This is a genomic window from Geobacillus sp. 47C-IIb, from assembly GCF_014679705.1.
Taxonomy (GTDB): domain Bacteria; phylum Bacillota; class Bacilli; order Bacillales; family Anoxybacillaceae; genus Geobacillus; species Geobacillus thermodenitrificans.
This window is the reverse complement of record NZ_CP061473.1, coordinates 90528-113245: the sequence shown is the minus strand read 5'-3', so window position 1 is coordinate 113245 and position 22718 is coordinate 90528. Positions and strand designations below refer to the sequence as shown.

Genomic DNA, 22718 nt, shown 5'->3' with positions numbered 1-22718 from the left:
AGTTCGTTGTGAAAGGAGAATGATGATGGCAGAACGATTGTTGGAATTGCCTTTAGAGGATGTGCTTGGCGACCGCTTTGGCCGCTACAGTAAATATATCATCCAAGACCGGGCGCTGCCTGATGCGCGTGACGGGTTAAAGCCGGTGCAGCGCCGTATTTTATATGCCATGTACGTCGATGGCAATACGGCCGATAAGCCGTTTCGCAAAGCGGCAAAAACAGTCGGGAACGTGATCGGCAACTTCCATCCGCATGGCGATTCGTCAGTGTATGAGGCGATGGTGCGGATGAGCCAAGACTGGAAGCTACGTAACGTGCTTATCGAAATGCACGGCAACAACGGGAGCTTGGACGGCGATCCGCCGGCGGCGATGCGTTACACGGAGGCGCGCCTGTCAGCCATCGCCGCCGAGCTGCTTCGCGACATTGACAAAGAAACGGTCGCCTTTGTGCCGAACTTTGATGATACGACGAACGAGCCGACTGTCTTGCCGGCAATGTTTCCGAACCTGCTCGTAAACGGTTCGACCGGTATTTCGGCTGGCTATGCGACCGACATTCCGCCGCATGCGCTCGGTGAAGTCATCGATGCCGTCTTATTGCGAATCGACCGGCCGAATTGCACCGTCGATGACTTGATGACGGTTCTTCCCGGTCCCGATTTTCCGACCGGCGGCATTATCCAAGGGAAGGACGGCATTCGCAAGGCGTACGAGACCGGTCGCGGAAAAATCATCATCCGCGCCAAAGCGACGATCGAGCAGGCAAAAGGCGGAAAACGGCATATCATGATTACCGAGTTGCCTTATGAAGTGAACAAAGCCAACTTAGTAAAAAAAATCGATGAGCTTCGCTTGGACAAAAAGCTGGATGGCATCGCTGACGTCCGTGACGAAACGGACCGGAACGGGCTGTCGATCGTGATTGAACTGAAAAAAGATGCGGATGCGGAAGCGATTCTCAACTATTTATACAAGAATACTGACTTGCAAGTGCCGTACAGCTTCAATATGGTGGCGATTCACGAGCGCCGGCCGAAATTGATGAGCTTGCCAGAGCTGCTTGACGCCTATATCGCTCATCGGAAAGACGTCGTCACGAACCGTTCTCATTTTGAACTGAAAAAAGCGAATGAGCGGAAACATATTGTTGATGGTTTAATTAAGGCGCTTTCCATTTTGGACGAGGTGATCGCGACGATTCGCGCCTCAAGCGACAAGCGGGACGCCAAAGACCGGCTGATTGCTAACTACGGATTTACCGAGGCGCAGGCGGAGGCGATCGTGACGCTTCAGCTGTATCGGTTGACGAATACGGACATTACAGCACTCCGTCAAGAGGCGGAAGGGCTCGACAAAACGATCGCCGAGCTGACCGCGATTCTAGCTGATGAGAAAAAGCTTCTTGCGGTCATTAAAAAAGAGTTGAAGTCGATGAAAAAGCAATACGCTGATGAACGGCGAACGGTCATTGAAGAGGAGATCGAGGAGCTGAAAGTCAACGTCGAAGCACTCATTCCAGCGGAAGATGTCATCGTGACGGTGACAAAAGAAGGATATGTGAAACGAACGAGCTACCGTTCTTACAGTGCGTCCAACGGCCAGGACATCGGGATGAAAGAGACAGACCGATTGCTCGCCCAGTTAGAGATGAACACGACGGATGTACTCTTGTTGTTCACCCGCCGGGGATATTATTTGTATTGCCCGGTGCACACGTTGCCGGACATTCGCTGGAAAGACGTTGGCCAGCATATTTCAAGTCTCATTCCGATCGAGCGCGATGATGAACTTGTTGCGGTTGTTCCGGTTTCCTCTTTTGAAACGAATGAGCAGCTTGTCTTTGTGACAAAGCATGGGATGGTAAAGCGGACGGAGCTTTCGCAGTACCAAGTGCAGCGCTATACACGCCCGCTTGTGGCAGTCAATCTAAAAGGCGATGATCAGGTGATCGCCGTCTACGCGACCGACGGCCGCGGCCTTATTTGGATGGCGACGCATGATGGCTATGCGCTCTTGTTTGCTGAAGAGGAAATCAGTTTGGTCGGCGTGCGTGCCGCCGGGGTGAAAGGCATTCAACTTAAAGAGGGCGATTTTGTTGCCGCGGTCTGCCCGATTTGTCCTGAAGAGAGCGGTTCTCTCATTGTCGTGACACAGCGCGGAGCGGTGAAAAAAATGGCTCTTAGCGAATTCGAACCGACATCGCGCGCGAGACGTGGAGTGATGATTGTGCGCGAGGTGAAATCCAACCCGCACCGAATCGTCGGAGCCGTCATGACTAATGATGGTGAAGAAATGATCGGAATGCGGACGGAAAAAGGGGTCACCGAAACGGTCGATGTTGCTTCACTCCGCTTGACCGATCGCTACGGCACTGGTTCATTCCTCATCGATACCGACGAAGCCGGGATGGTGATCGACGTTTGGAAAGAGCCAGAGAAGTTGTTAGGAAAAGGGGAAGAGGAATGAGGGGGAAACGCCAAGAATCCGCTATCCATAAGGTGAGCCGCTGTCGGTTGAACTGAGGGCCGACGATTGGTCAAACTTGTACTAGGCGGGGATTCATTGACGGTTCGTAGCAAACTTGTAAGGGAAAACAGATGTAATAAGCAAGATCGGCATGTCAAACGAAGCCGTTCAGCTCTTGTGAATTCGAGCGAAAAAGGAGTCCATGCAAAAGGCCATCTGTCTTCAAAAGAGAGACAAGATACAGACTTGTAAAAGTGGTTCACATCAATTTGCAAGAATTGGGGCTGATCCCAAAACGTACTTTTGTTTTGGGTCAGCCCCAAGTTCGTTGATAATCATCGTGTTTCCTCCCCCTTAAAAAGGGGAGAAGCACATCCTCTACTCGTTCCTTCACCAAAACTTCCACCATTTGTTCGTCCGGGTTCGGGCGGCCACGGCGCTTGTCGCTGTTTGACGGAAGGAAAGAACAAGTTCGCGGAACGCTTTCTCCCGCTCTAAAATGCGCTGTTCGAGCTGTTTTCGCTCTTCTTCCTGCCTTGTCTTTTCCTCGTGACAAAATGCGACGACCGTTTCCAAATGTTCATGCAGTTGCTCGGTTTTTTGTTGCCAAGCTTCTTTGTAATCATGAAGTGAGCGGCGCACTGTTTCAGCAGCTGACGTCGTTTGCTCCCCGATATCATCAAGCTTCCCTCTTACTTCATCCATCGCCTGGCGCACGACAGCGACCGTTTCCTGCTTCAGAGCGTCGACGATGTCGTCTTTCATGCGGGCAGCCAGCTGCTCGGCTATGTATGGGGCGCCATGGCGCAGCAAGCGGGGAACATCGATAATTTCCCCTTCCATGACCGCAGATTCCGGGGGAGCGGACGGTTCGTTCGCTTGTTTCAATTCCGCAATGATCTCGTGCGGGCGGCGACCGTCAGCGAGCAGTGTTCGGATATGGCGGAACTGGTTGATAAGCTCTTCGGTGTAAATGCGTGCCCCTTGGGAGGTGCGAGGGATTGTAATCCATTGGGCAAATTGTTTTTCCCATTGTTTCAAGTCGCGGGCTGTGACCCCGATTTTTTTCGCTGCTTCGCGGAGTGTATATGTCTTCATGGCGTTCCCCTCATCCTTTCTTTCCACATTTATGATGGCTATGTTTTATTTTCCCACTCCACAGTTTATTTTCCTGCTGTCTGACAAAACATAACAAAAGAAGTGGAAGTTAGCAAAAAACAAACAATCTTTGTCGAATCGTGTAAATTCTTATCGAAAAAAGACGTTGACAAACTTGTATATACAAGATAGAATGAGTTCAGGATGTATATACAAGTTTTTTTGCAACCGGTTGCTGAAAGCGATTTAACGCAATTGAAAGCGAGAGAAAGAAAAAGGAGGCATTCATAATGGGGGCATATGCACAAGCAGCTGCACAAATCGTTGAGGCCATCGGCGGTAAAGAGAACATCGTCGCCGCCACACATTGTGTGACACGGCTCCGGTTTGCGCTCAAAGACGAAGGAAAAGTGGATAAAGAAGCGCTTGAACGCATTGATGTAGTGAAAGGGTCGTTTTCGGCAAACGGCCAGTTTCAAGTTGTCATCGGTCAAGGGCTCGTTGATAAAGTGTATAACGAACTCGTTGAGTTGACTGGCATTGGCCGGGCGACGAAACAGGAAATTAAAGATGCGGCGGAAGCGAAGCTCAATCCGCTGCAACGCGCCATTAAGACGCTCGCTGACATTTTTATCCCGATTTTGCCGGCGATCGTCACAGCTGGTCTGTTAATGGGAATTAATAACGTTTTGACCGGTCCAGACATTTTTTATGAGGGGAAATCGTTTGTCGATGTGCATCAAGAATGGGCAGATTTGGCGAATATGATCAACTTGATCGCCAATACGGCGTTTGTCTTCCTGCCGGGGTTGATCGGTTGGTCGGCGGTGACAAAATTCGGAGGCAGTCCGCTGTTGGGGATTGTTCTTGGCTTGATGCTCGTCCACCCGGATTTGCTGAATGCTTGGGGCTGGGGAGCAGCAAAACAAGAAGGAGAAATCCCAGTTTGGAACTTATTCGGGTTTGATGTGCAAAAAGTCGGCTATCAAGGGCAAGTGCTGCCTGTGTTAGTTGCTTCGTACGTATTGGCGAAGATCGAGCTGTTTTTGCGCAACCGCATTCCGGATGCGTTTCAACTGTTGCTTGTCGCACCGCTTGCCTTGCTCGTGACAGGTTTCTTGGCGTTTATCGCCATCGGACCGATCACGTTCGCGATCGGGAACGCGATTACGAACTTGTTTGTCGGAATTTTTGACAACGTTCCAGCCATTGGTGGTTTGCTGTATGGAGCGCTGTATGCGCCGCTTGTCGTTACCGGGATGCACCATACATTCTTGCCGGTTGATTTGCAGCTGATTGCTAGCACGGGCGGCACGTTCTTATGGCCGATTTTAGTCATGTCGAATATCGCCCAAGGTTCTGCGGCATTAGCGATGATGTTTGTCGCAAAAGACGAAAAGCTGCGCGGATTGTCGTTCACTTCAGCGGTTTCGGCCTATCTCGGCATTACCGAGCCGGCGATGTTCGGGGTCAACTTGCGCTTCCGATTCCCGTTTATTGCAGCGATGACAGGGGCAGCGATTGCCGGCATGTTTATCACACTCAATAAAGTCCTTGCTCCATCGATCGGCGTCGGCGGTCTGCCGGGCTTCTTGTCGATCGTGCCACAGAAATGGGTCCCGTTCTTTATCGGGATGGCGATTGCCATTGTAGTGCCGTTTGTGCTGACATTTGTTTTCGGCAAAGTGCGCAAAGTGGCACGCTAATGGTTCACATTTATTGAGGTAATGATGCATTCGCTGACATACCATTGGCTGCCAACGCCAATGGTATGTTTTTCATTCATTGTCGAAGTCAACAAACGAGGTGAAGAAACGTGTCAACAACACCGTGGTGGAAAAAGGCGGTTGTTTATCAAATTTATCCGAAGAGTTTCCGTGATACGAATGGGGATGGTATCGGCGATTTGCCGGGCATCATCGAAAAGCTCGATTACTTGAAAGAACTGGGCGTCGATGTCATTTGGCTGACGCCAATTTACGCTTCGCCGCAGCGCGATAACGGCTACGACATTAGCGATTATTTCGCCATTCATCACGAGTACGGAACAATGGATGATTTTGACCGGTTGCTTGAGGAAGTGCATGCGCGCGGCATGAAGCTTGTCATGGATATGGTCGTCAACCATACGTCGACTGACCATGAATGGTTCAAGCAAGCGAGCACATCGAAAACGAACCCGTACCGTCATTTTTACATTTGGCGCGACCCGAAGGCGGACGGCAGCGCTCCGAACAACTGGCAGTCGAAATTCGGCGGTTCGGCGTGGGAATACGATGAACAAACCGGGCAATATTATTTGCATTTGTTCGATGTGACACAAGCCGACTTGAACTGGGAAAACGAAGAGCTGCGCCGCCGCATTTATGACATGATGCATTTTTGGCTGAAAAAAGGGGTCGACGGCTTCCGATTGGATGTCATCAACTTGTTGTCCAAAGACCAACATTTCCCAGACGATGACGGCTCGATTCCACCGGGGGATGGGCGCCGCTTCTATACGGACGGGCCGCGCATCCATGAATTTTTACAAGAAATGAACCGGGAAGTGTTTTCGAAATATGACGTCATGACAGTGGGAGAAATGTCGTCGACGACGATCGATCATTGCATCCGTTACACGAATCCGGAAAATAACGAGCTGAACATGACGTTTAATTTCCATCACTTGAAAGTCGATTACCCAAACGGGGAAAAATGGGCCGTCGCTCCGTTTGATTTTCTCGCTTTAAAACGCATTTTGTCGGAGTGGCAGGTGCGAATGCACGAAGGCGGAGGATGGAATGCGCTCTTTTGGTGCAACCACGACCAACCGCGCATCGTGTCGCGCTACGGTGATGATGGGGAGTATTGGAAAGAATCAGCGAAGATGCTGGCGACGACGATTCATCTCATGCAAGGGACGCCATACATTTATCAGGGCGAAGAAATCGGCATGACCGACCCGAAATTCAACGATATTGGCGACTATCGCGACGTGGAGTCGCTCAATATGTACCGGATCTTGCAAGAGCAAGGCAAAAGTGAGCAAGAAGTACTCGAGATTTTGCGGCGGAAATCGCGCGACAATTCGCGCACGCCGATGCAATGGGACGACAGCTTGCACGCTGGGTTTACATCCGGGACGCCGTGGATTCGCGTTGCCGATAATTATCGGTACATTAACGTGAAGCAGGCACTGGCCGATCGTGATTCGATTTTTTATCACTATAAGCGGCTCATTGAGCTGCGCAAGCAGTATGACATTATTACGACTGGCCGTTATGAGCTGCTCCTTGCCGATGATCCGCATCTCTTCGCCTATATGCGTCATGGTGATGGGGAAAAGCTGCTTGTCGTCAACAACTTTTACCCGGTGGAAACGACGTTTACGCTGCCGGAAGAAGCAGAAGCGAATGACTATACGGGTGAATTGTTGATCGCCAATTATCCGGACGCACCGGCCGATTTCCGTCGTATGGCGCTACGTCCGTACGAATCGGTTGTTTATCTTCTGCGCCGTCCATGATACAATACAGACGGTGATGATGATGCATGAAAACAAATATTTAGCTATTTATCACGATCTTGCTTCCCGCATCCGCGACGGGGAATGGAAGGCGTACGATAAGTTGCCGTCAGAAAATGAGCTGGCTGTTCGGTACAAGACATCGCGCGAGACGATCCGTAAGGCGCTCAATTTATTGTCCGAACACGGGTATATTCAAAAAATGAAAGGAAAAGGGTCGATCGTGCTTGATGTTGGTAGATACGCCTTTCCCGTCTCCGGGTTGGTCAGCTTTAAAGAACTGGCGCAAACGATGAAACAGCCGGTGCGGACGATCGTCCATGAACTGGAACTGATCAAACCGGATGCTGAGCTTAAACAGCAACTGCGTGCAACAAGCAAAGATGATGTGTGGAAAGTCGTGCGTGTCCGTGAAATTGACGGGGAGCGGATTATTTTAGATAAAGACTTTTTCTTAAAAAAGAACGTCCCGCTGTTGACAAAAGAGATTTGTGAAGACTCGATTTATGAATACTTAGAAACCAAACTGCATTTGCCGATCAGCTTTGCGAAAAAAGAAATGTCCGTCGATGAGGCAACCGAGGAAGACCGTCGCTATTTGGATCTCAATGGCGATGACCGCGTCGTCGTCGTTAGAAACTACGTCTATTTAAACGACGCCACCTTGTTCCAATACACGGAATCGCGGCACCGACTTGACAAGTTCCGGTTTGTCGATTTCGCGCGTCGGAAATGACAGAGCCCGGCCGTGTGTGATTAGACTAGGCGGTGACGAATACGTTTTGATGCCACGCTGCGTCTTACGACGCGGCGTTTTTTTATTGTTTGTTTTGATAAAAAATAAAACTATGTTCTAAATAATCAATTAAAATCATAAACAATCACAGTTATGGCTATCCTTGTTAACAGCGGCATCAGAAAGGGGGACGCCGACGTGGAAGGAACATGGTGGTCGCTATTGCCTTTTCTTCTCATCATTCCACTCGCTATTTGGCTGAAAGAAATTTTGCCTGGGTTGGTGGTCGGCCTGCTCGTTGGGGCGCTCTGTCTGGAACAGTCGGTCATTGGTGCTATCGAGCGGGCTGTTTCCGCCATTCTTCGTTCTCTCAGCGATCTTGAACATATAAAAGTCGCTGCGTTTCTCTATTTGTTCGGTTCGCTTGTCGGCATGATGCAAATTACCGGCGGGGTCAAAGGATTCGTCGAGAGGCTTTCCGGGCGCATCCACACGAAGCGTGGACTGCTTTTATTTGTTTGGCTGACGGTGCCAGTGACGTTTTTCATGCCGATGTTCCGCATTATGCTGCTTGGTCCAGTGATGAAAGCCGTGCTTCGCCAGTTTCGCATCGACCGCCGCCGCATGGCGTACATCATCGATGTTTCGACCGAGCCGATCATCGTGCTTTTGCCGGCAGCGACGGCGTTTGTCGGTTTTATGACTTCGGTCGTGGCGGCAGCGCTGGCACAAAACGATATTGGTGAATCGGCATATGATATCTTTTTGCGTAGCTTGCCGTACAACTTGTTTGCCATCATCGCTCTTATTGTCGGGTTGTTGACGACGATGTTGAACATTCGGATTGGTAAACCGCGGGCGAAAAAAGGGGAAGGGGAAACGAATGAATTGCACGGTCTCGGGCTGCGCAAAGAACTGGCACTGATCGCCGGAGAGCCGCTTCATCTCTTCGTGCCGTTAGCGTTGTTGCTTGGATTGACGTTTGCCTTTTTTGTCTATGACGGACGGCAACGCGGGGCAAGTGATTGGCTTGAGGCGTTTTCCGAAGCCGATGCGACATGGGCGATGTTGCTGGCACTGTTTGTGACGATTCTTTTGTCGATGGTGTTTTATTTGTGGCGCAGGCAGTCGCTCTCGGAGCTGATTTATCATTTTTTTGCCGGAGGCAACGAGCTCATGGCGCCGATCGGCATGTTGATTCTCGTTTGGGCTGTATCGGCGGTGGCGGGTGAGCTCGGATTTACCACTTACGTGGCATCGACGTTCGGCACGTGGATTCCGGGGCCGTTCGTGCCGGCGGCGGTGTTTTTAGCCGGTTCGTTTCTGTCTTATTTTATCGGATCGTCATGGGGGACATGGGGCATTTTTATGCCGCTTGGCGTCACACTTGCCCATGCGACCGGAGCGCCGCTTGAGATGACGGTCGGCGCCGTGTTTGCAAGTGGAACGTTCGGGGCATTCGCTTCGCCGCTTGGCGATACAACGATTACGACCGCAGCAATTATGGATATGGATTTAATGGGCTATGCCAAATACAAACTGCGCATCTCTCTTATTTGCGCTGGTTTATCGCTTGCCGGATACGTATTTTTGCCGCTTTGGGCCGGTTAGGAGGAGCAGGTTCCGGCCCATTCTTTTCTAACATTTATAAAATAAAACCATGTTCTAAATAATCAATGAAAACAAAACAGTTGCATTCCATAAGCAAGTCAAGCTATGATAAAAACAACATACTGACTAGTCGGTAACCGAGCGTTAGGGCTTGATTTCACGAAAAAAGGAGTGTCAAATGGTGCTCCACACGAACTCATTCGTTAGGAATCCTCCTAATGCCTTTGGTTGCCCATAGATGCTTCTACTGTTTCCAGAAGCAGCTTCGCCGCCCTTGATCAGCTCCTGTCAAAGGTGTGAAAAGGACGACCTCAAGGACAACGGGGACAAAAAAGAAGGGGAGAGGGAGAACGATGAAAACACATACGATTACAGTTAACCCGCGTTTTTGCGAAACCGATGCGCTTGGACATTTGAGCAATATTAGCTATTTCATTTATTTGGAAGAAGCACGCACTCGTTTATTCGATGAATTGAGCTACGGGGGACAAACTGGTGATTGGCACTTTATTTTGGCGTCCGCGAAATGCGATTTTGTCAACCAAGGGTTTTTTGGCCGGCGACTTCGCGTGGAGACGAACGTTTCCCGCATCGGCCATAAAAGCTTTCAATGCATTCACCGCATCATCGAAGACGAGACGAATAAACTCATTGCCATCGGAGAAGCAGCGGTCGTTTACTTCAATTTCCATACACAAGCGAGTGAGCCGCTGCCTGATGACTTGCGGGCGTTGCTCGCGCAATACCTCGTCTCCGATGCCGAGGAGGCCGTTCGTCCCTTCGGTGCAAAAAACAATGACAACGTTTGAATTGTGTCATCCGCCAACAAGGCGGTTTTTTTGTCTTCATTCGTTTTCTCTGGACCAAACTGCCCAATGGCCACATATGGTATGAGTAGGGTGACTCAGAAAAGGGAGGAACGATCATGACAATTCGCGCGACGATCGGGAGCGCAACATATACATGTCGCGGCGAGCTTGAGACACACTTCCAGCCGTTTCGCGACGGAACAATCGGCCGGTTTCACCCATTTTCTACACCATTTGGTGAACAGCGGCTCATTTACGCCGATTGGACAGCAAGCGGGCGGTTATACCGACCGATTGAAGAAAAAATGGTGCACGAGCTCGGCCCGTTTGTCGGCAACACGCATACGGAGTCGAATGTGACCGGAACGAAAATGACGCTTGCGTATCAATATGCGAAAGAAATTATCAAACAGCACGTTCACGCAGGGAGAGGCGATGTGTTGATCATGCAAGGAGCCGGCATGACGAGCGCTGTCAACAAACTGCAGCGCCTGCTTGGCTTGCGTGTGCCAGAACAATGGAAATCGCGCCTGGCGCTTACTAATGACGAACGACCGGTCGTTTTTGTCACGCATATGGAGCACCATTCGAATTTATTATCATGGGCCGAAACGATCGCTGAGGTCGTAACGGTTCGTCCGACCGCTAGCGGCGAGGTGGACCTTGACCATTTACGCGAATTGCTTGAACGCTACCGCCATCGGCCGCAAAAAATCGGTGCATTCACTGCCTGCTCGAACGTCACCGGCCTAGAGACGCCATACCATGAACTCGCTAAACTTATGCATGAATACGGCGGGCTTTGTTTCGTTGATTTTGCCGCTTCCGCTCCGTACGTCCGCATTGATATGCATCCGGATGATCCAATGGAAAAGCTTGATGCGATTTATTTTTCTCCGCATAAGTTTCTTGGCGGGCCGGGGAGTGCCGGCGTGCTCGTGTTTGACGGACGCCTTTACCGCCAGCATGCGCCGGATCATCCGGGCGGTGGGACGGTGTATTGGACCGATCCATGGGGGCATTATGAGTACGTAGAGGCGATTGAAGAACGGGAAGACGGGGGCACACCGCCGTTTTGGCAAACGATTAAAGCAGCGCTCGCCATTCAACTGAAAGAACAGATGAATATTGCGAAGATGCGCGCTCGGGAAAAAGAGCTCGTTTCGCTTCTCCTGCCGGCGCTGCAGAAAATCCCCGGCGTTCATGTGCTAGAAGGGCATCGAAGTGATCGGCTTGGTATTGTTTCGTTTGTAATCGAAGGACTTCATTATAATCTTGTCGTCAAACTGCTAAACGACCGCTTTGGCATTCAGGCGCGCGGCGGCTGCTCATGCGCCGGGCCGTACGGACATTACTTGCTTGGCATTGACAAAGAACAGTCGGCTGCCTTGCTTGAGGAAGTCAAAAGCGGCAACGCCCTCGCCAAACCAGGATGGGTACGTTTATCGCTCCATCCGACGATGACAAACGAAGAAGTGTACACGATTATTCATGCTGTCCGTCAAATTGCACGTGATGGCTGCCGCTGGCAAGACGAATACGAATATGACGAAGCAAAAAACGAGTTTGTTCACCGTGGCGATGATCGGTATATTCGGTATTTTTTTCTCTTTTAATCTTCGTTTTGGTTATCTTTGCTGTCCTAGTCGTCTGAAGACCAAGACGGCTATTTTTTATCTCCCCGAATTCAGGATGACATGGGCATCGGTGGGCGTTTAAGCGTTTTTGTTTTCACCCTTCATCAAAACCGGTACAATGAAATCATCTTAACAACAAAAGAAGGGGAGAGCGATGAACGAATTGTATCATTTGCTCGTGCGAAACGAGCGGGAACGGGAACTGTATGAACAAGCTCGGCACCTCGCTGAGCGTTTTGCGGCGCGGGCGGCAGATTATGACGAACAGGCGGAGTTCCCGTTTGCTGATTTTGCTGACTTAAAAGAAGCCGGATTTCTTTCGCTCACGGTTCCCACCGAATACGGTGGCCACGGGGCGTCGCTTTATGAATTGGTACTTGTGCAAGAAATGCTCGCTCAAGGCAGCGGCGCCACCGCCTTGTCGTTCGGATGGCACGCGAGCATTCTGATGCGTCTGTTTTTACTCCGCCGCTGGCCGGAATCGACGCTCGCCCGCTTGGCCGAAGAAGTTGTCAAACGCCATGCGCTCATTAACAGCGCCCACTCCGAACGGGCAACCGGCAGCCCAGCGCGCGGCGGAAAACCTGAAACAAAAGCCGCCCTCCGCAATGGCCGCTTTGTGCTCTGCGGGCGCAAATCGTTTGCCTCGTTGGCCCCGGCGTTAGATTACGTATTGATTTCCGCCACCATCGAAGACAGCGGCGAAGTCGGCGAATTTCTCATCCCAATGTCCGCTACGGGCATGCGCATTGAGCCGACATGGAACACGCTCGGTATGCGGGCGACGCGTAGCGACGACCTCATCCTTGATGGTGTTGAAGTCGAGAAGAATGCGCTTGTGGAAATCCTCGGGAAGTCGAATGAAACCGCTCCAGCACAAGGATGGTTGTTGCACGTTCCGGCTTGCTACTTAGGCATCGCCATTGCGGCTCGCAATGAAGCGATCCGCTTCGCGCAGACGTATCAGCCGAACACATTGTCCCATCCGATCGCTTCAACGCCAGAAGTGCAGCGAAAGATCGCCGAAATGGAATGGCGGCTTGCCCACGCGCGCCATTTTCTGTACGCGATCGCTGACTTATGGGATCGCTATCCGGATAAACGAGCCGAGATGAAAGAGGAGCTGGCGGCCGCGAAGCTAGTTGCCACAAATACAGCACTCGAGGTCGTCGATATGGCGATGCGCATCGTCGGCGGGCAAAGCTTGTTTGCTGACAATCCGCTCGGCCGCTATTACCGCGACATCCGCGCCGGGCTGCATAACCCACCCGCTGATGACTTGACGCTCGCATGGCTGGCTAAACGAGCACTATCTCACCACCCGCTAGGCGGCTCAAGCAACCAATAAAAGAGCTTTCTCTAAGAGGAGGCATCAGATGCGGGTAACACAAAAAGGGAGGATTCAAAGAGCCGGCTAAACACCTATATAGAACAGCAAAATCATTTAACGTGTATATAAAAAAGAGGGTGTCTCGTTGTTTTTTTGAGACACCCTTCTTTTTGGCACCATTACTCCTCTAGTGCCGAACGCAAAAATTCCGGCAAGGAGAAACATTGGCGGAAAACGGCATCATTGACGTATTTCGTATCGTTTGGAATCGTCGTCTGTGCCGGGAAATCTAGCGGCCGTTTCGAGCCGATCGTAAAGCTCCACATTCCGCCCGGGTATGTCGGCACGACCGCCGTATACACGAGCACATGCGGGAACAATTCACGAATGTTGCGGTATGTGCGCTTTAAAATATCTAGGTGGAAAATCGGGGACTGGCTTTGGCACACCATCAGCCCGTCCTCTTTTAACGCGCGGTGCACGTTCGCATAAAACTCCGACGAAAACAGCGCTTCGGCTGGGCCGACTGGGTCGGATGAGTCGATCATAATGACGTCGTACACGCCTTCTTTTCCTTGTACAAACGCGACGCCGTCATCATAAATAAACTTCACGCGCGGATCAGACAAGTTGCCGGAGACGGCCGGTAAATGTTCTTTGCATGCATGGACGACCTTTTCGTCGATTTCGACCATCTCGATCGTCTCTAAACGGTCATACTTGGCCGCTTCACGAGCCGCTCCACAGTCGCCACCGCCGATGATGAGCGCCTGTTTTGCCTCTGGATGAAGCTGCAGCGGCACGTGTGTAATCATTTCGTTATAAATATGGCCATCAATCGAAGTCGTTTGCACGACGCCGTCAAGAACAAGCATGCGTCCAAAATCGTACGAATCCAAAATCATAACATGCTGGTAATCGGACGGCTCGGCAAAGATTACTTCTTTGATGCGATAGCTGATTTTTAAATTGTCGCGGTCATCTTCGGTGAGCCAAAGCTCCCCATTGTCCAAATGCACATATGGTGGCAAAGCGTTTCCTTGGTGTTTCATTGTTACCTCCTTAGTCTTGCAGATTTTCTCACACCTTTCTAATCTTAATATATTATGCGAAATGTGGCAAACAAAGGGGATTATCGGCCGGTATCGGATGTGTTCATCCCACCGCCCATGTTCGATGACTGATTTCGTTTTTCCGGCTGCTCCTCGTTATGGCCGCCGCAGCTGGCGCAAAGGCTGAGCAATAACGTGCAAATGATAGCAAGCGGCATCCATCGTTTTCGCATCTTTCCCTTCTCCTTTCGTGTTCATCATCCACTAAAGCGGCAAGCGTGACCGCTATCTGGATAAGACCGCTTCTATTGTTCGTCGCAAAGTATAGATGACGCATATCATTTCCTGCTGGCACTAAACCCGGACCCATCGGTTTGTTACCTAGGATGCAGGGCATAGCCAGGAGCGGGAATGGACATCCCCTGTATGGGAGACCTGGCTTTGTTTTTTGTGCCTGCTAAGCAGCAGGCGGACTGTTTTTGCCTCCGTATAGACGCGGGAAAGAATCACTTTCGCATGGAGCGGTCGGCCAATAATCGGATAACAAACGATAAACATCTCGGCACATAAAAAACATCGTCTGCGACCGCTCAGCGAAGCTAAAAAGCACTGTCTGCAAGGCCACCATCGTGCGATCTATGGGTATGACAATCACTTCTCCGTCCCGTACGGCGATGCTATGCTTGCTTATAGTGTGCCTGTCAACGGGAAAAATAAAACTCCCCGGCATTCAGCCGGAGAGTGTTTATCCATCGCGCTGCTCCTTAAGCAAAGCACGAAGCGATGTGCGATTTTCCAGCAAATCGGCAAGCGTATACGTATCCAGAACACGCAAAAACGCCTCTAACGCCTCGCGAAGCACGAAACGGAGCCGGCACGCAGGTGTGAGGATGCATTCATTGCCGTGGGAAGCGAAGCATTCGACAAGCGACAAATTGTCTTCTGTCTCGCGAACGACCGCGCCAACGATGATTTCCTCAGGTCGTTTCGCCAAGCGGATTCCACCGTTGCGTCCACGGATCGTTTCGATGTAGCCAAGCTTGCCGAGCTCATGGACAATTTTGCTTAAATGATGCTCAGACAGCGAAAATATAGTGGAAATTTCCTTAATGTTGGTTTTTTCTCCTTCATCAAGCGTCCCTAAAAACAAGAGGACACGCAAAGCGTATTCGGTATAGCTTGTTAACTGCATATCCGTTCACAACCTTTTAAGCATGGTCGATTCCAATTGTATCACATCCGCTTCATATGGGGAATTGTGAACAATTTGTTAAAGATGTATTTGAAATATTGCTTTTCATTATCGCTCATGGTTGAATAAAAGATGTATTTTAAATACATGTTTTGTGAGGGGATGGAACAATGGCTACGAGCACAACTTTACACCCAAAAACGATCGAAATTGTCAAATCAACAGTACCGGTATTGGAGAAGCATGGAGAACAGATTACAAAACGGTTTTATGAGCTCATGTTTTCCAATCATCCAGAGTTGCTGAACGTGTTTAACCATGCCCACCAAAAACAAGGGCGGCAGCCACGTGCTTTGGCTGCAGCAGTCTACGCAGCAGCGCGCTATATCGATCAGCTCGATGCCATCTTGCCGGTCGTACGGCAAATCGGCCATAAACACCGGAGTTTAGGCATCAAACCGGAACAATATCCGATCGTCGGAAAGCATTTGCTGCTGGCGATCAAAGACGTCCTTGGCGATGCCGCCACTGACGAAGTGATTGCCGCTTGGGCGGAAGCGTATGAAGTCATTGCTGACGTGTTCATTCAAGTCGAGCAGGAGCTCTACGATGAAGCAGCGGCCAAACGCGGCGGCTGGCGTGATTTTCGTCGCTTTGTCGTCGCCAAAAAAGTGAAAGAAAGCGACGTCATCACCTCGTTTTATCTCAAATCGGAAGACGGCGAAGCCATTAGCGACTATTTACCAGGCCAATACGTCAGCGTAAAAATGTCAATTCCAGGCGAAACGTACACGCACATCCGGCAGTACAGCTTATCGGATGCACCAGGAAAAGGGTATTACCGTATCAGCGTCAAACGGGAAGCAGCGACGGCTGACAAACCGGCGGGCATTGTTTCAAATTACTTGCATGATCATATCCAAGAAGGGGATGTGCTTGAATTAAGCGCCCCAGCCGGTGACTTTACGCTTGATTTGGCAAAAGAAACGCCGGTCGTCTTCATTAGCGGTGGCGTTGGCATCACTCCGCTTTTGAGCATGGCAAATACGTTGGCCATTCGGCAACCTAACCGCCCGGTTACGTTCCTGCAAGCTGCTCTCAATGGCCGCGTACAGGCGTTTGACCAAGAGTTGCAGACCTTAGCTAAAAATCCAGTATTTTCTTATCACATTTGTTACGAGTCGCCGTCAGATGAAGATCGAAAACACCCGCACTTCAGCAAAGAAGGGCGGATCGATTTGGAATGGATGCAAACGGTCATTCCGTCCAAAGACGCTGACTTTTACTTCTGTGGCCCTGTTCCGTTCATGAAAACGGTCTATCGCGCCCTGAAGCAATGGGGCGTGCCTGAGGAACGCATCCATTACGAATTTTTCGGTCCAGCCGGCGATTTAACAAAAGACTAATCAATGGCCGCTCATCAAAAAGGCATCTCCCAGATAGGGAGGTGCCTTTTGTTATAGAGAACATCCGCGCTTTCCTGTTGGCAAGTCCGCCAATTTTTTGTATGATGGAAACTAAATATCACAAGAAACTAAATCATCGCAAGAAAAGGGAGAGAGAACGGATGACTACATTTCGCCAACATCGCTGGCAATCGTTTTTGCAAGGCTACGAGCAGCGGGCTCGGTTGCTGATTTCCTGCCCGGACCGCCCCGGCATCGTTGCGGCGGTGACTTCGTTTCTTTATGAACAGGGGGCCAATATTGTCGAATCAAGCCAATACTCGACCGATCCGGAAGGCGGGACGTTTTTCCTCCGCTTGGAGTTTGATTGCCCGAACATCGCGGGTCGGAAGGAAGAGATCGAAACGGCGTTTGCCCCCATTGCCGAGGAATTTAGCATGACTTGGCAGCTTCGACTGCATAATGAAATTCGACGGATCGCGATTTTCGTCTCAAAGGCTGAACATTGTTTGCTTGAGCTGCTTTGGCAATGGCAAGCGGGGGAACTGATCGCCGATATCGCCCTTGTCATCAGCAATCATCCCGATTTGCGCGATGTGGTCGAGCCGCTCGGGATTCCGTATGTGCACATTCCGGTGACGAAAGAAACGAAAGCGGACGCGGAGGCTGAACAAATCCGCCTGCTTCACGACTATCGGATCGATACGATTGTGCTCGCCCGCTACATGCAAATTTTATCGCCGGCATTTGTCGCTGAATTTCCAGGGCGAATCATCAACATTCATCATTCGTTCTTGCCGGCGTTTATCGGCGCACGGCCGTATGAGCGGGCCTATGAGCGCGGCGTCAAGCTGATCGGCGCCACATCCCATTATGTCACCGATGATTTGGACGAAGGACCGATCATTGAACAAGACGTTGCTCGTGTTGACCATCGCCATCATCCCGACGATTTAAAACGGATCGGCCGCTTGATCGAAAAGACGGTGCTCGCTCGGGCGCTGAGATGGCATTTGGAAGACCGAGTCATCATTCATGGCAACAAAACCATCGTTTTTTATTGAACGTAGGCGGGAGAGGATTTTTCCTTTCCCGCATGGTATAATGAAAAGAAAACGGAATCAAACAGCCCTTTGCTCTCGGTTAGGCGAATGGAACATCAGGGAAAGGAGGAAAAAGATCGATGGGAGAGAAACGGACGCCAAGCGGTTTTCTGTTAAAACAACGTGCGTTTTTAAAATTGTATTTGATCACGTTAACGGAGCAGGAGCGGCTGTACGGACTGAAGTTGCTCGATGTATTGCGCCAAGAGTTTAAACCGCTCGGCTATCGTCCGAACCATTCAGAAGTGTACAAGGCGCTTCACGATTTAATCGAAGACGGCATTTTAAAGCAAGTGAAACAGAAAAAAGAAGGGATGAAGTACCAGGAAGTCGTGTATTATCGGTTTGCCGAGGGTGGGCAAGAAAAAGCGAAGCTGTATAAACGTCAGCTGAAAGCAGAGCTTGACCGGTGCGCGGCGCTCATTCGCAAAGCCATCGAGGACAACTACAGCTAGGGGCGCCCTTGTTTTTTCTTTTTATCCTATTTACATAATATAATTATGGTTTATTTATTTTGTTTTGCGTCCTGACGGGCGATTTAGTAGAATGAGAGGGGAATATGGCAACAGAGAGGAAGGCACACCAAATGAGGACATGGCCCTTAGTTGTAACAAAAGAAATGGAAAAGCGAAAAGAGCAGTTCCGCCACGATCCGGATCAGGCGTTGATCGGAGCCGGCGGGTATACGGCCGAAGATGAGGCAATCATCCATGATGCGGCAGTCGCGCTTGCGCTTGGGAAAAATGTGCTCTTAAAAGGCCCAACCGGGTCGGGCAAAACGCGGCTTGCTGAAACATTGTCCGAACTGTTTGGGCAGCCGATGCATAGCATCAACTGCTCCGTCGACCTAGACGCCGAAGCGCTGCTCGGGTTTAAGACGATCGTGCACCGCGGCGGTCAGGCAGTCATCGATTACGTTCCTGGCCCGGTCATTCAGGCGATGACAAAAGGTCATTTATTGTATATTGATGAAATCAACATGGCTAAACCAGAAACACTTCCGATTTTAAACAGCGTGCTTGATTACCGACGGCGGCTCACCAACCCGCTCACTGGAGAGGTTGTGCAGGCGAAGTCGACGTTTGGCGTCATTGCGGCCATCAATGAAGGCTATATCGGCACTGTGCCGCTCAATGAAGCATTAAAAAACCGTTTTGTCGTCATCGATGTGCCGTACGTGCAAGGAGCGACGTTAAAATCGGTGCTATTGGCGCAAACTACATTAACGGATGAGGCGTTGATCGACCGTTTCGTTTCTCTATCAGCAGATTTGCTGACACAAGTGAGAAACGGGCAAGTCGCTGAAGAAGCCGCCTCGGTGCGTGCGTTGCTCGATGCATGTGATTTGGCGGCGTATATGCCGCCGTTGCGCGCGATTGAACGAAGCATTGTCGATAAGCTAGACGACGAACGCGAACGCGCTGCTGTGCGCAACATTGCTGAAACATGGTTTGACGAGTAGGAGGCGGCGCATGGAACGGTTTATGATGTTCAACGACCGGCCAATTGATTCGTTTTTGGTCATGCAGCTTTCCGATCTCGCTCAAACGCTTGCCCGCGACCGTCGTTGGACGGTGGAGTTTGCCGCCCATTCCGGCGTGCATCTGGCTAAGCAGACGATATATGTGAGTCAATTTTGGGATGTGTATCCACTCCTAGAGAAAGAGCAGGCGATGAAAAGCGATGTGGTCTTGCGGATGATCGGCACACATCGGCATACCGATATAGCTGTTGTCCGCACCTTCCGGCAAACAGCGGAGGCACAGCCGCTCTCTAAACTGTTAAAACAGTTGTTCTCCTTCGCTGAGGATCTCCGTTTGGAAACGATATGTGAGCGGGAGCGGCCAGGACTGAAACGATGGTTTCGCGCGCGCCGTCGTCTGTACCGCCAGTATTTCGCCCAGCAATGGCAGGCGAACCGGACGCGGGGAGCCCTCACTGATCAGTTTTTGGCGGCCATGTACTTGCGGCTGACCACCGATTCGCCGCTTGACGACGTCCCGCTCGCTCCGATGGCAGATGAAGCGGGACAAGCGCGCCTCGAGGCGCTATGGCCGCAGTTTTTTGACGTCTCATCGACAGCGGAAACAGCCCGTTGGACGCTGGCGATTGTAGAGCTGGTGGAAGACGTGCTGTCTAATGACATGGTAAACAACTACACATCGCTGCCGATCGTTGACGACGATGAAGATGAACGGAAGACGACGCTTCAAGATCTCAAGCGAACGGATCCGTTGGAAAATCGTGATACCTCGAATGATTCCACAAACAGTGAAGTACATCGGCAAGTGTTGTCGACCTGGCACCGGGAAACGAGCCGAACGGGCGGGAATGTTCTTCGGTTTGAGCTTGAACGCGGCACCCGCACCGGGATGCTTGGCGACGGGGCGCGGCCGGGAGAAGACGGCGATCAGGCGCTCGCCATCGTCCAAGGAACGTCGCGGCCGACGAACCGAAATGAATATGGACCCGAAGCGCAAGCCTCCTTTGACGATCATCCACCCGCCGGAAGCGGTGCCTTGTATGGTGAAGCGAACCGTCAAGCTGAGCTTGTGCTTCTTCCTTCACCACCGCCAAGCCCGATCCATCTCCAGCAATACCGAACTAAGCAGACGACGGTAGCCCCGTACCGGAAACGGCTTGTGCGGGTGATGGAGCAATGGCTTGAGCATCAACGCAGCGCTTGGCGCACCAACTTGCCCGCCGGGAGGCTGCGTAAACAGTTGATACCGTTTTTCACCGATGAGCGGCCGCGTTTGTTTTACAAAAAAGGCGAGCCGGCGCGGCGGTTTGATGCAGTGTTTGGGTTATTGGTTGACTGTTCCGCTTCCATGCATGACAAAATAGAAGAGACGAAAACCGGTCTTGTTCTTTGTCATGAGGCACTGAAAACGTTGCGGGTGCCGCATGCCATTGTTGGATTTTGGGAAGATGCGAACGAGGCGACCGCCTCTCGACAACCAAACTATATGCAAATAGCTGTGTCATTTCGTCAGTCATTGGAGCCATCAAGCGGCCCGGCGATCATGCAGCTTGAGCCGCGCGAAGACAATCGCGATGGACTGGCCATTCGTTGGATGACAGAGCAGCTCCTCCGTCGCTCGGAAACGCAAAAAGTGTTGCTTGTTTTCTCCGATGGCGAGCCGGCTGCTTATGGCTATGAACAAAACGGCATCATTGATACGCATGAAGCGGTTGCCGAAGCGCGCCGCCACGGCATCGAAGTTGTCAATCTCTTTTTAGGACGCGGTGCGGATGACGAATCGACGCGGCGGACGATCGAAAACATTTACGGCCGTTTTCGCGTCTTTGTGCCACATGTCAGCGAACTGACGGACCGGCTGATTCCGCTTTTGAAAACGTGGTTGCAAAAAAGCTTGTAATAAAAAAGGATGGGAAGCGATGATTAAATTATTTACCGACAGCGATTTAGACGGCATCGGCTGCGGACTGCTTGCGAAGCTGGCGTTTACGGAAGTCAACATTTCGTTTTGCTCCTATCGGAATCTAGATGAGCGAGTCACCCAGTTTCTGCAAAGCGAAGAAGCAGACAACGCCATGCTGTTTATCACCGACTTGGCCGTCGGCAAAGACGTCGAAGAACAGCTCGCCGAACGGGCCAAGCGCGGCGGTCACGTGCAAGTCATCGATCACCACGTGACGGCACTTCATTTCAATGACTATCCGTGGGGCTGGGTCGTGCCGACTGATGATGACGGCAAAAAAACGTCCGCGACCTCGCTCTTTTACGACTATCTCGTCCGTGAAGGGAAACTAGCACCAAGCGACTCATTAGCAACGTTCGTCGAGCTCGTCCGCCAATACGATACATGGGAATGGGAAGAAAACGGGAATCTGCAAGCAAAACGACTTAATGATTTATTGACAATTTTAGGGCTCGACGGCTTTTGGGATACAATGAGCGAGCGACTTGCCTCCGGCGAACCGTTCGCCTTGACCGAAACAGAAGAGCTGATTTTGGATATGGAAGAAAAGAAAATTCAGCGCTACATCCGACAAAAACAAAAGCAGCTCGTCCAACGCTCGCTCGGTGATTATTGCATCGGCGTTGTATTTGCTGAGCGGCATTTGTCGGAACTCGGCAACGCCTTATCGAAACGATACCCTCATCTCGACTTGATCGCCATGGTCAATATGGGAACGAAACATATCGGCTTTCGCACCATTCACGACGACGTCAATGTTGCTGAGTTCGCTAAACAGTTTGGCGGCGGCGGCCATCCGAAAGCGTCCGGCTGTTTTGTTGATGACACGACGTTCCCACTCTTTGTCGTCGAGACGTTCCCGCTATTGCCGGTTTACGGCGATGCGGAACAAAATCAGTTGAACCAACGGGACGAGGCCGAAGGAACGTTTTGGACGAATCATCATGGCCAATGGTGGCTGAGCCGACGGACGGAACAAGGATGGACCTTGTATGCCGATGGGGGAGAGACTCGCACATTCCCTGAAGAAACGATAGGGGAACGCTGGTTGAAGCGGCAGTTTGCCGCAGGACTCGCCCACGATGCCGCTGTGCTAGAATTTTTAAGCGCACGGCTCGGGCGGGACAAAGATACTATTCAAGCCGACTACCCAGCAGCCGTCAAGCAATATAAGCAACAAACCGGCATCGAGCGTTGATGCCGGTTTTTATATGCTTGAAAAAGGGCACCCTCTCCCTGTTTAGAAGATTAGAGGAAAAGCAGCTATTTCTCCAAAATTGTCTGTTCTTGCATGTGGAAGAGGCTTTGGCTTTATAAGGG

Annotated in this window: 18 protein-coding genes; 14 read left to right on the top strand and 4 right to left on the bottom strand. The window is 51.0% G+C overall.

All coding sequences use genetic code 11. From position 1 onward, the window contains the following. Positions 1–25 precede the first annotated feature (25 nt). The gene (gene parC, locus IC804_RS00560; protein WP_081157388.1) at positions 26–2470 is read left to right on the top strand and encodes a DNA topoisomerase IV subunit A; all 2445 of its coding nucleotides are present in this window, start codon (positions 26–28) and stop codon (positions 2468–2470) included. 390 nt (positions 2471–2860) lie between these two features. On the opposite strand, the gene IC804_RS00555 is transcribed toward parC, so the two are convergent. Further along, the gene (locus IC804_RS00555) at positions 2861–3568 is read right to left on the bottom strand and encodes a MerR family transcriptional regulator (protein ID WP_008881838.1); all 708 of its coding nucleotides are present in this window, start codon (positions 3566–3568) and stop codon (positions 2861–2863) included. Positions 3569–3858: 290 nt separating this feature from the next. Between IC804_RS00555 and treP the strand changes: the two genes are divergently transcribed. The 7 genes from treP to IC804_RS00520 all read left to right on the top strand — a co-directional run bounded on the left by treP (position 3859) and on the right by IC804_RS00520 (position 13217). Further along, positions 3859–5274, top strand: coding sequence for a PTS system trehalose-specific EIIBC component (treP, locus tag IC804_RS00550; protein ID WP_008881839.1), 1416 nt, complete (start codon positions 3859–3861; stop codon positions 5272–5274). Positions 5275–5384: 110 nt separating this feature from the next. Further along, positions 5385–7076, top strand: a complete 1692-nt coding sequence (gene treC, locus IC804_RS00545) for an alpha,alpha-phosphotrehalase (protein ID WP_008881840.1) — start codon at positions 5385–5387, stop codon at positions 7074–7076. A gap of 22 nt (positions 7077–7098) precedes the next feature. Beyond that, positions 7099–7812 (top strand): trehalose operon repressor, encoded by a 714-nt coding sequence (gene treR / locus IC804_RS00540; protein ID WP_011887441.1) that lies wholly within the window; start codon positions 7099–7101, stop codon positions 7810–7812. A 198-nt stretch (positions 7813–8010) separates the two neighbouring features. Beyond that, positions 8011–9423, top strand: a complete 1413-nt coding sequence (locus tag IC804_RS00535; protein WP_060475862.1) for a Na+/H+ antiporter NhaC family protein — start codon at positions 8011–8013, stop codon at positions 9421–9423. Between the two features lie 353 nt (positions 9424–9776). Next, a complete protein-coding gene (locus IC804_RS00530; RefSeq protein ID WP_008881843.1) occupies positions 9777–10232 on the top strand; it encodes an acyl-CoA thioesterase in 456 nt (151 codons plus the stop codon). Between the two features lie 116 nt (positions 10233–10348). Further along, positions 10349–11848, top strand: coding sequence for an aminotransferase class V-fold PLP-dependent enzyme (locus tag IC804_RS00525; protein ID WP_008881844.1), 1500 nt, complete (start codon positions 10349–10351; stop codon positions 11846–11848). 175 nt (positions 11849–12023) lie between these two features. Next, entirely contained in the window at positions 12024–13217 is a 1194-nt protein-coding gene (locus tag IC804_RS00520; protein ID WP_081157387.1) for an acyl-CoA dehydrogenase family protein, read from the top strand. Positions 13218–13378: 161 nt separating this feature from the next. Here IC804_RS00520 and speE read toward each other — a convergent pair whose 3' ends face one another. From speE to nsrR, 3 genes are all read right to left on the bottom strand, one after another. Beyond that, positions 13379–14251, bottom strand: coding sequence for a polyamine aminopropyltransferase (gene speE / locus IC804_RS00515; protein ID WP_008881848.1), 873 nt, complete (start codon positions 14249–14251; stop codon positions 13379–13381). Between the two features lie 80 nt (positions 14252–14331). Beyond that, the gene (locus IC804_RS00510) at positions 14332–14484 is read right to left on the bottom strand and encodes a hypothetical protein (protein ID WP_008881849.1); all 153 of its coding nucleotides are present in this window, start codon (positions 14482–14484) and stop codon (positions 14332–14334) included. A 512-nt stretch (positions 14485–14996) separates the two neighbouring features. Continuing rightward, positions 14997–15443, bottom strand: coding sequence for a nitric oxide-sensing transcriptional repressor NsrR (gene nsrR, locus IC804_RS00505; RefSeq protein ID WP_008881851.1), 447 nt, complete (start codon positions 15441–15443; stop codon positions 14997–14999). Between the two features lie 170 nt (positions 15444–15613). Between nsrR and hmpA the strand changes: the two genes are divergently transcribed. From hmpA to IC804_RS00475, 6 genes are all read left to right on the top strand, one after another. Further along, complete coding sequence (gene hmpA / locus IC804_RS00500) at positions 15614–16849, top strand: NO-inducible flavohemoprotein (protein WP_029761308.1); 1236 nt, start codon at positions 15614–15616, stop codon at positions 16847–16849. A 161-nt stretch (positions 16850–17010) separates the two neighbouring features. Continuing rightward, positions 17011–17913: a formyltetrahydrofolate deformylase gene (purU, locus tag IC804_RS00495; protein WP_029761309.1), complete on the top strand. Its 903-nt coding sequence runs from the start codon at positions 17011–17013 to the stop codon at positions 17911–17913. Between the two features lie 119 nt (positions 17914–18032). Then, the gene (locus IC804_RS00490) at positions 18033–18407 is read left to right on the top strand and encodes a replication termination protein (RefSeq protein ID WP_008881855.1); all 375 of its coding nucleotides are present in this window, start codon (positions 18033–18035) and stop codon (positions 18405–18407) included. A 131-nt stretch (positions 18408–18538) separates the two neighbouring features. Further along, positions 18539–19414 carry an ATP-binding protein gene (locus IC804_RS00485; protein WP_029761310.1) on the top strand — a complete coding sequence of 292 codons (876 nt, stop codon included), beginning with the start codon at positions 18539–18541 and terminating at the stop codon, positions 19412–19414. Between the two features lie 10 nt (positions 19415–19424). Further along, on the top strand, positions 19425–21335 hold the full coding sequence (locus IC804_RS00480) for a vWA domain-containing protein (RefSeq protein WP_008881857.1): 1911 nt from the start codon (positions 19425–19427) through the stop codon (positions 21333–21335). 19 nt (positions 21336–21354) lie between these two features. Beyond that, entirely contained in the window at positions 21355–22596 is a 1242-nt protein-coding gene (locus IC804_RS00475; protein WP_008881858.1) for a DHH family phosphoesterase, read from the top strand. Positions 22597–22718: the final 122 nt, after the last annotated feature.

Excerpts from the sequence above, each read along its gene's own strand:
- parC (WP_081157388.1), top strand. The coding sequence starts at position 26 with ATGGCAGAACGATTGTTGGAATTGCCTTTAGAGGATGTGCTTGGCGAC.
- IC804_RS00555 (WP_008881838.1), bottom strand. The coding sequence starts at position 3,568 with ATGAAGACATATACACTCCGCGAAGCAGCGAAAAAAATCGGGGTCACA.
- treP (WP_008881839.1), top strand. The coding sequence starts at position 3,859 with ATGGGGGCATATGCACAAGCAGCTGCACAAATCGTTGAGGCCATCGGC.
- treR (WP_011887441.1), top strand. The coding sequence starts at position 7,099 with ATGCATGAAAACAAATATTTAGCTATTTATCACGATCTTGCTTCCCGC.
- IC804_RS00530 (WP_008881843.1), top strand. The coding sequence starts at position 9,777 with ATGAAAACACATACGATTACAGTTAACCCGCGTTTTTGCGAAACCGAT.
- IC804_RS00525 (WP_008881844.1), top strand. The coding sequence starts at position 10,349 with ATGACAATTCGCGCGACGATCGGGAGCGCAACATATACATGTCGCGGC.
- IC804_RS00520 (WP_081157387.1), top strand. The coding sequence starts at position 12,024 with ATGAACGAATTGTATCATTTGCTCGTGCGAAACGAGCGGGAACGGGAA.
- speE (WP_008881848.1), bottom strand. The coding sequence starts at position 14,251 with ATGAAACACCAAGGAAACGCTTTGCCACCATATGTGCATTTGGACAAT.
- IC804_RS00510 (WP_008881849.1), bottom strand. The coding sequence starts at position 14,484 with ATGCGAAAACGATGGATGCCGCTTGCTATCATTTGCACGTTATTGCTC.
- nsrR (WP_008881851.1), bottom strand. The coding sequence starts at position 15,443 with ATGCAGTTAACAAGCTATACCGAATACGCTTTGCGTGTCCTCTTGTTT.
- hmpA (WP_029761308.1), top strand. The coding sequence starts at position 15,614 with ATGGCTACGAGCACAACTTTACACCCAAAAACGATCGAAATTGTCAAA.
- purU (WP_029761309.1), top strand. The coding sequence starts at position 17,011 with ATGACTACATTTCGCCAACATCGCTGGCAATCGTTTTTGCAAGGCTAC.
- IC804_RS00490 (WP_008881855.1), top strand. The coding sequence starts at position 18,033 with ATGGGAGAGAAACGGACGCCAAGCGGTTTTCTGTTAAAACAACGTGCG.
- IC804_RS00485 (WP_029761310.1), top strand. The coding sequence starts at position 18,539 with ATGAGGACATGGCCCTTAGTTGTAACAAAAGAAATGGAAAAGCGAAAA.
- IC804_RS00480 (WP_008881857.1), top strand. The coding sequence starts at position 19,425 with ATGGAACGGTTTATGATGTTCAACGACCGGCCAATTGATTCGTTTTTG.
- IC804_RS00475 (WP_008881858.1), top strand. The coding sequence starts at position 21,355 with ATGATTAAATTATTTACCGACAGCGATTTAGACGGCATCGGCTGCGGA.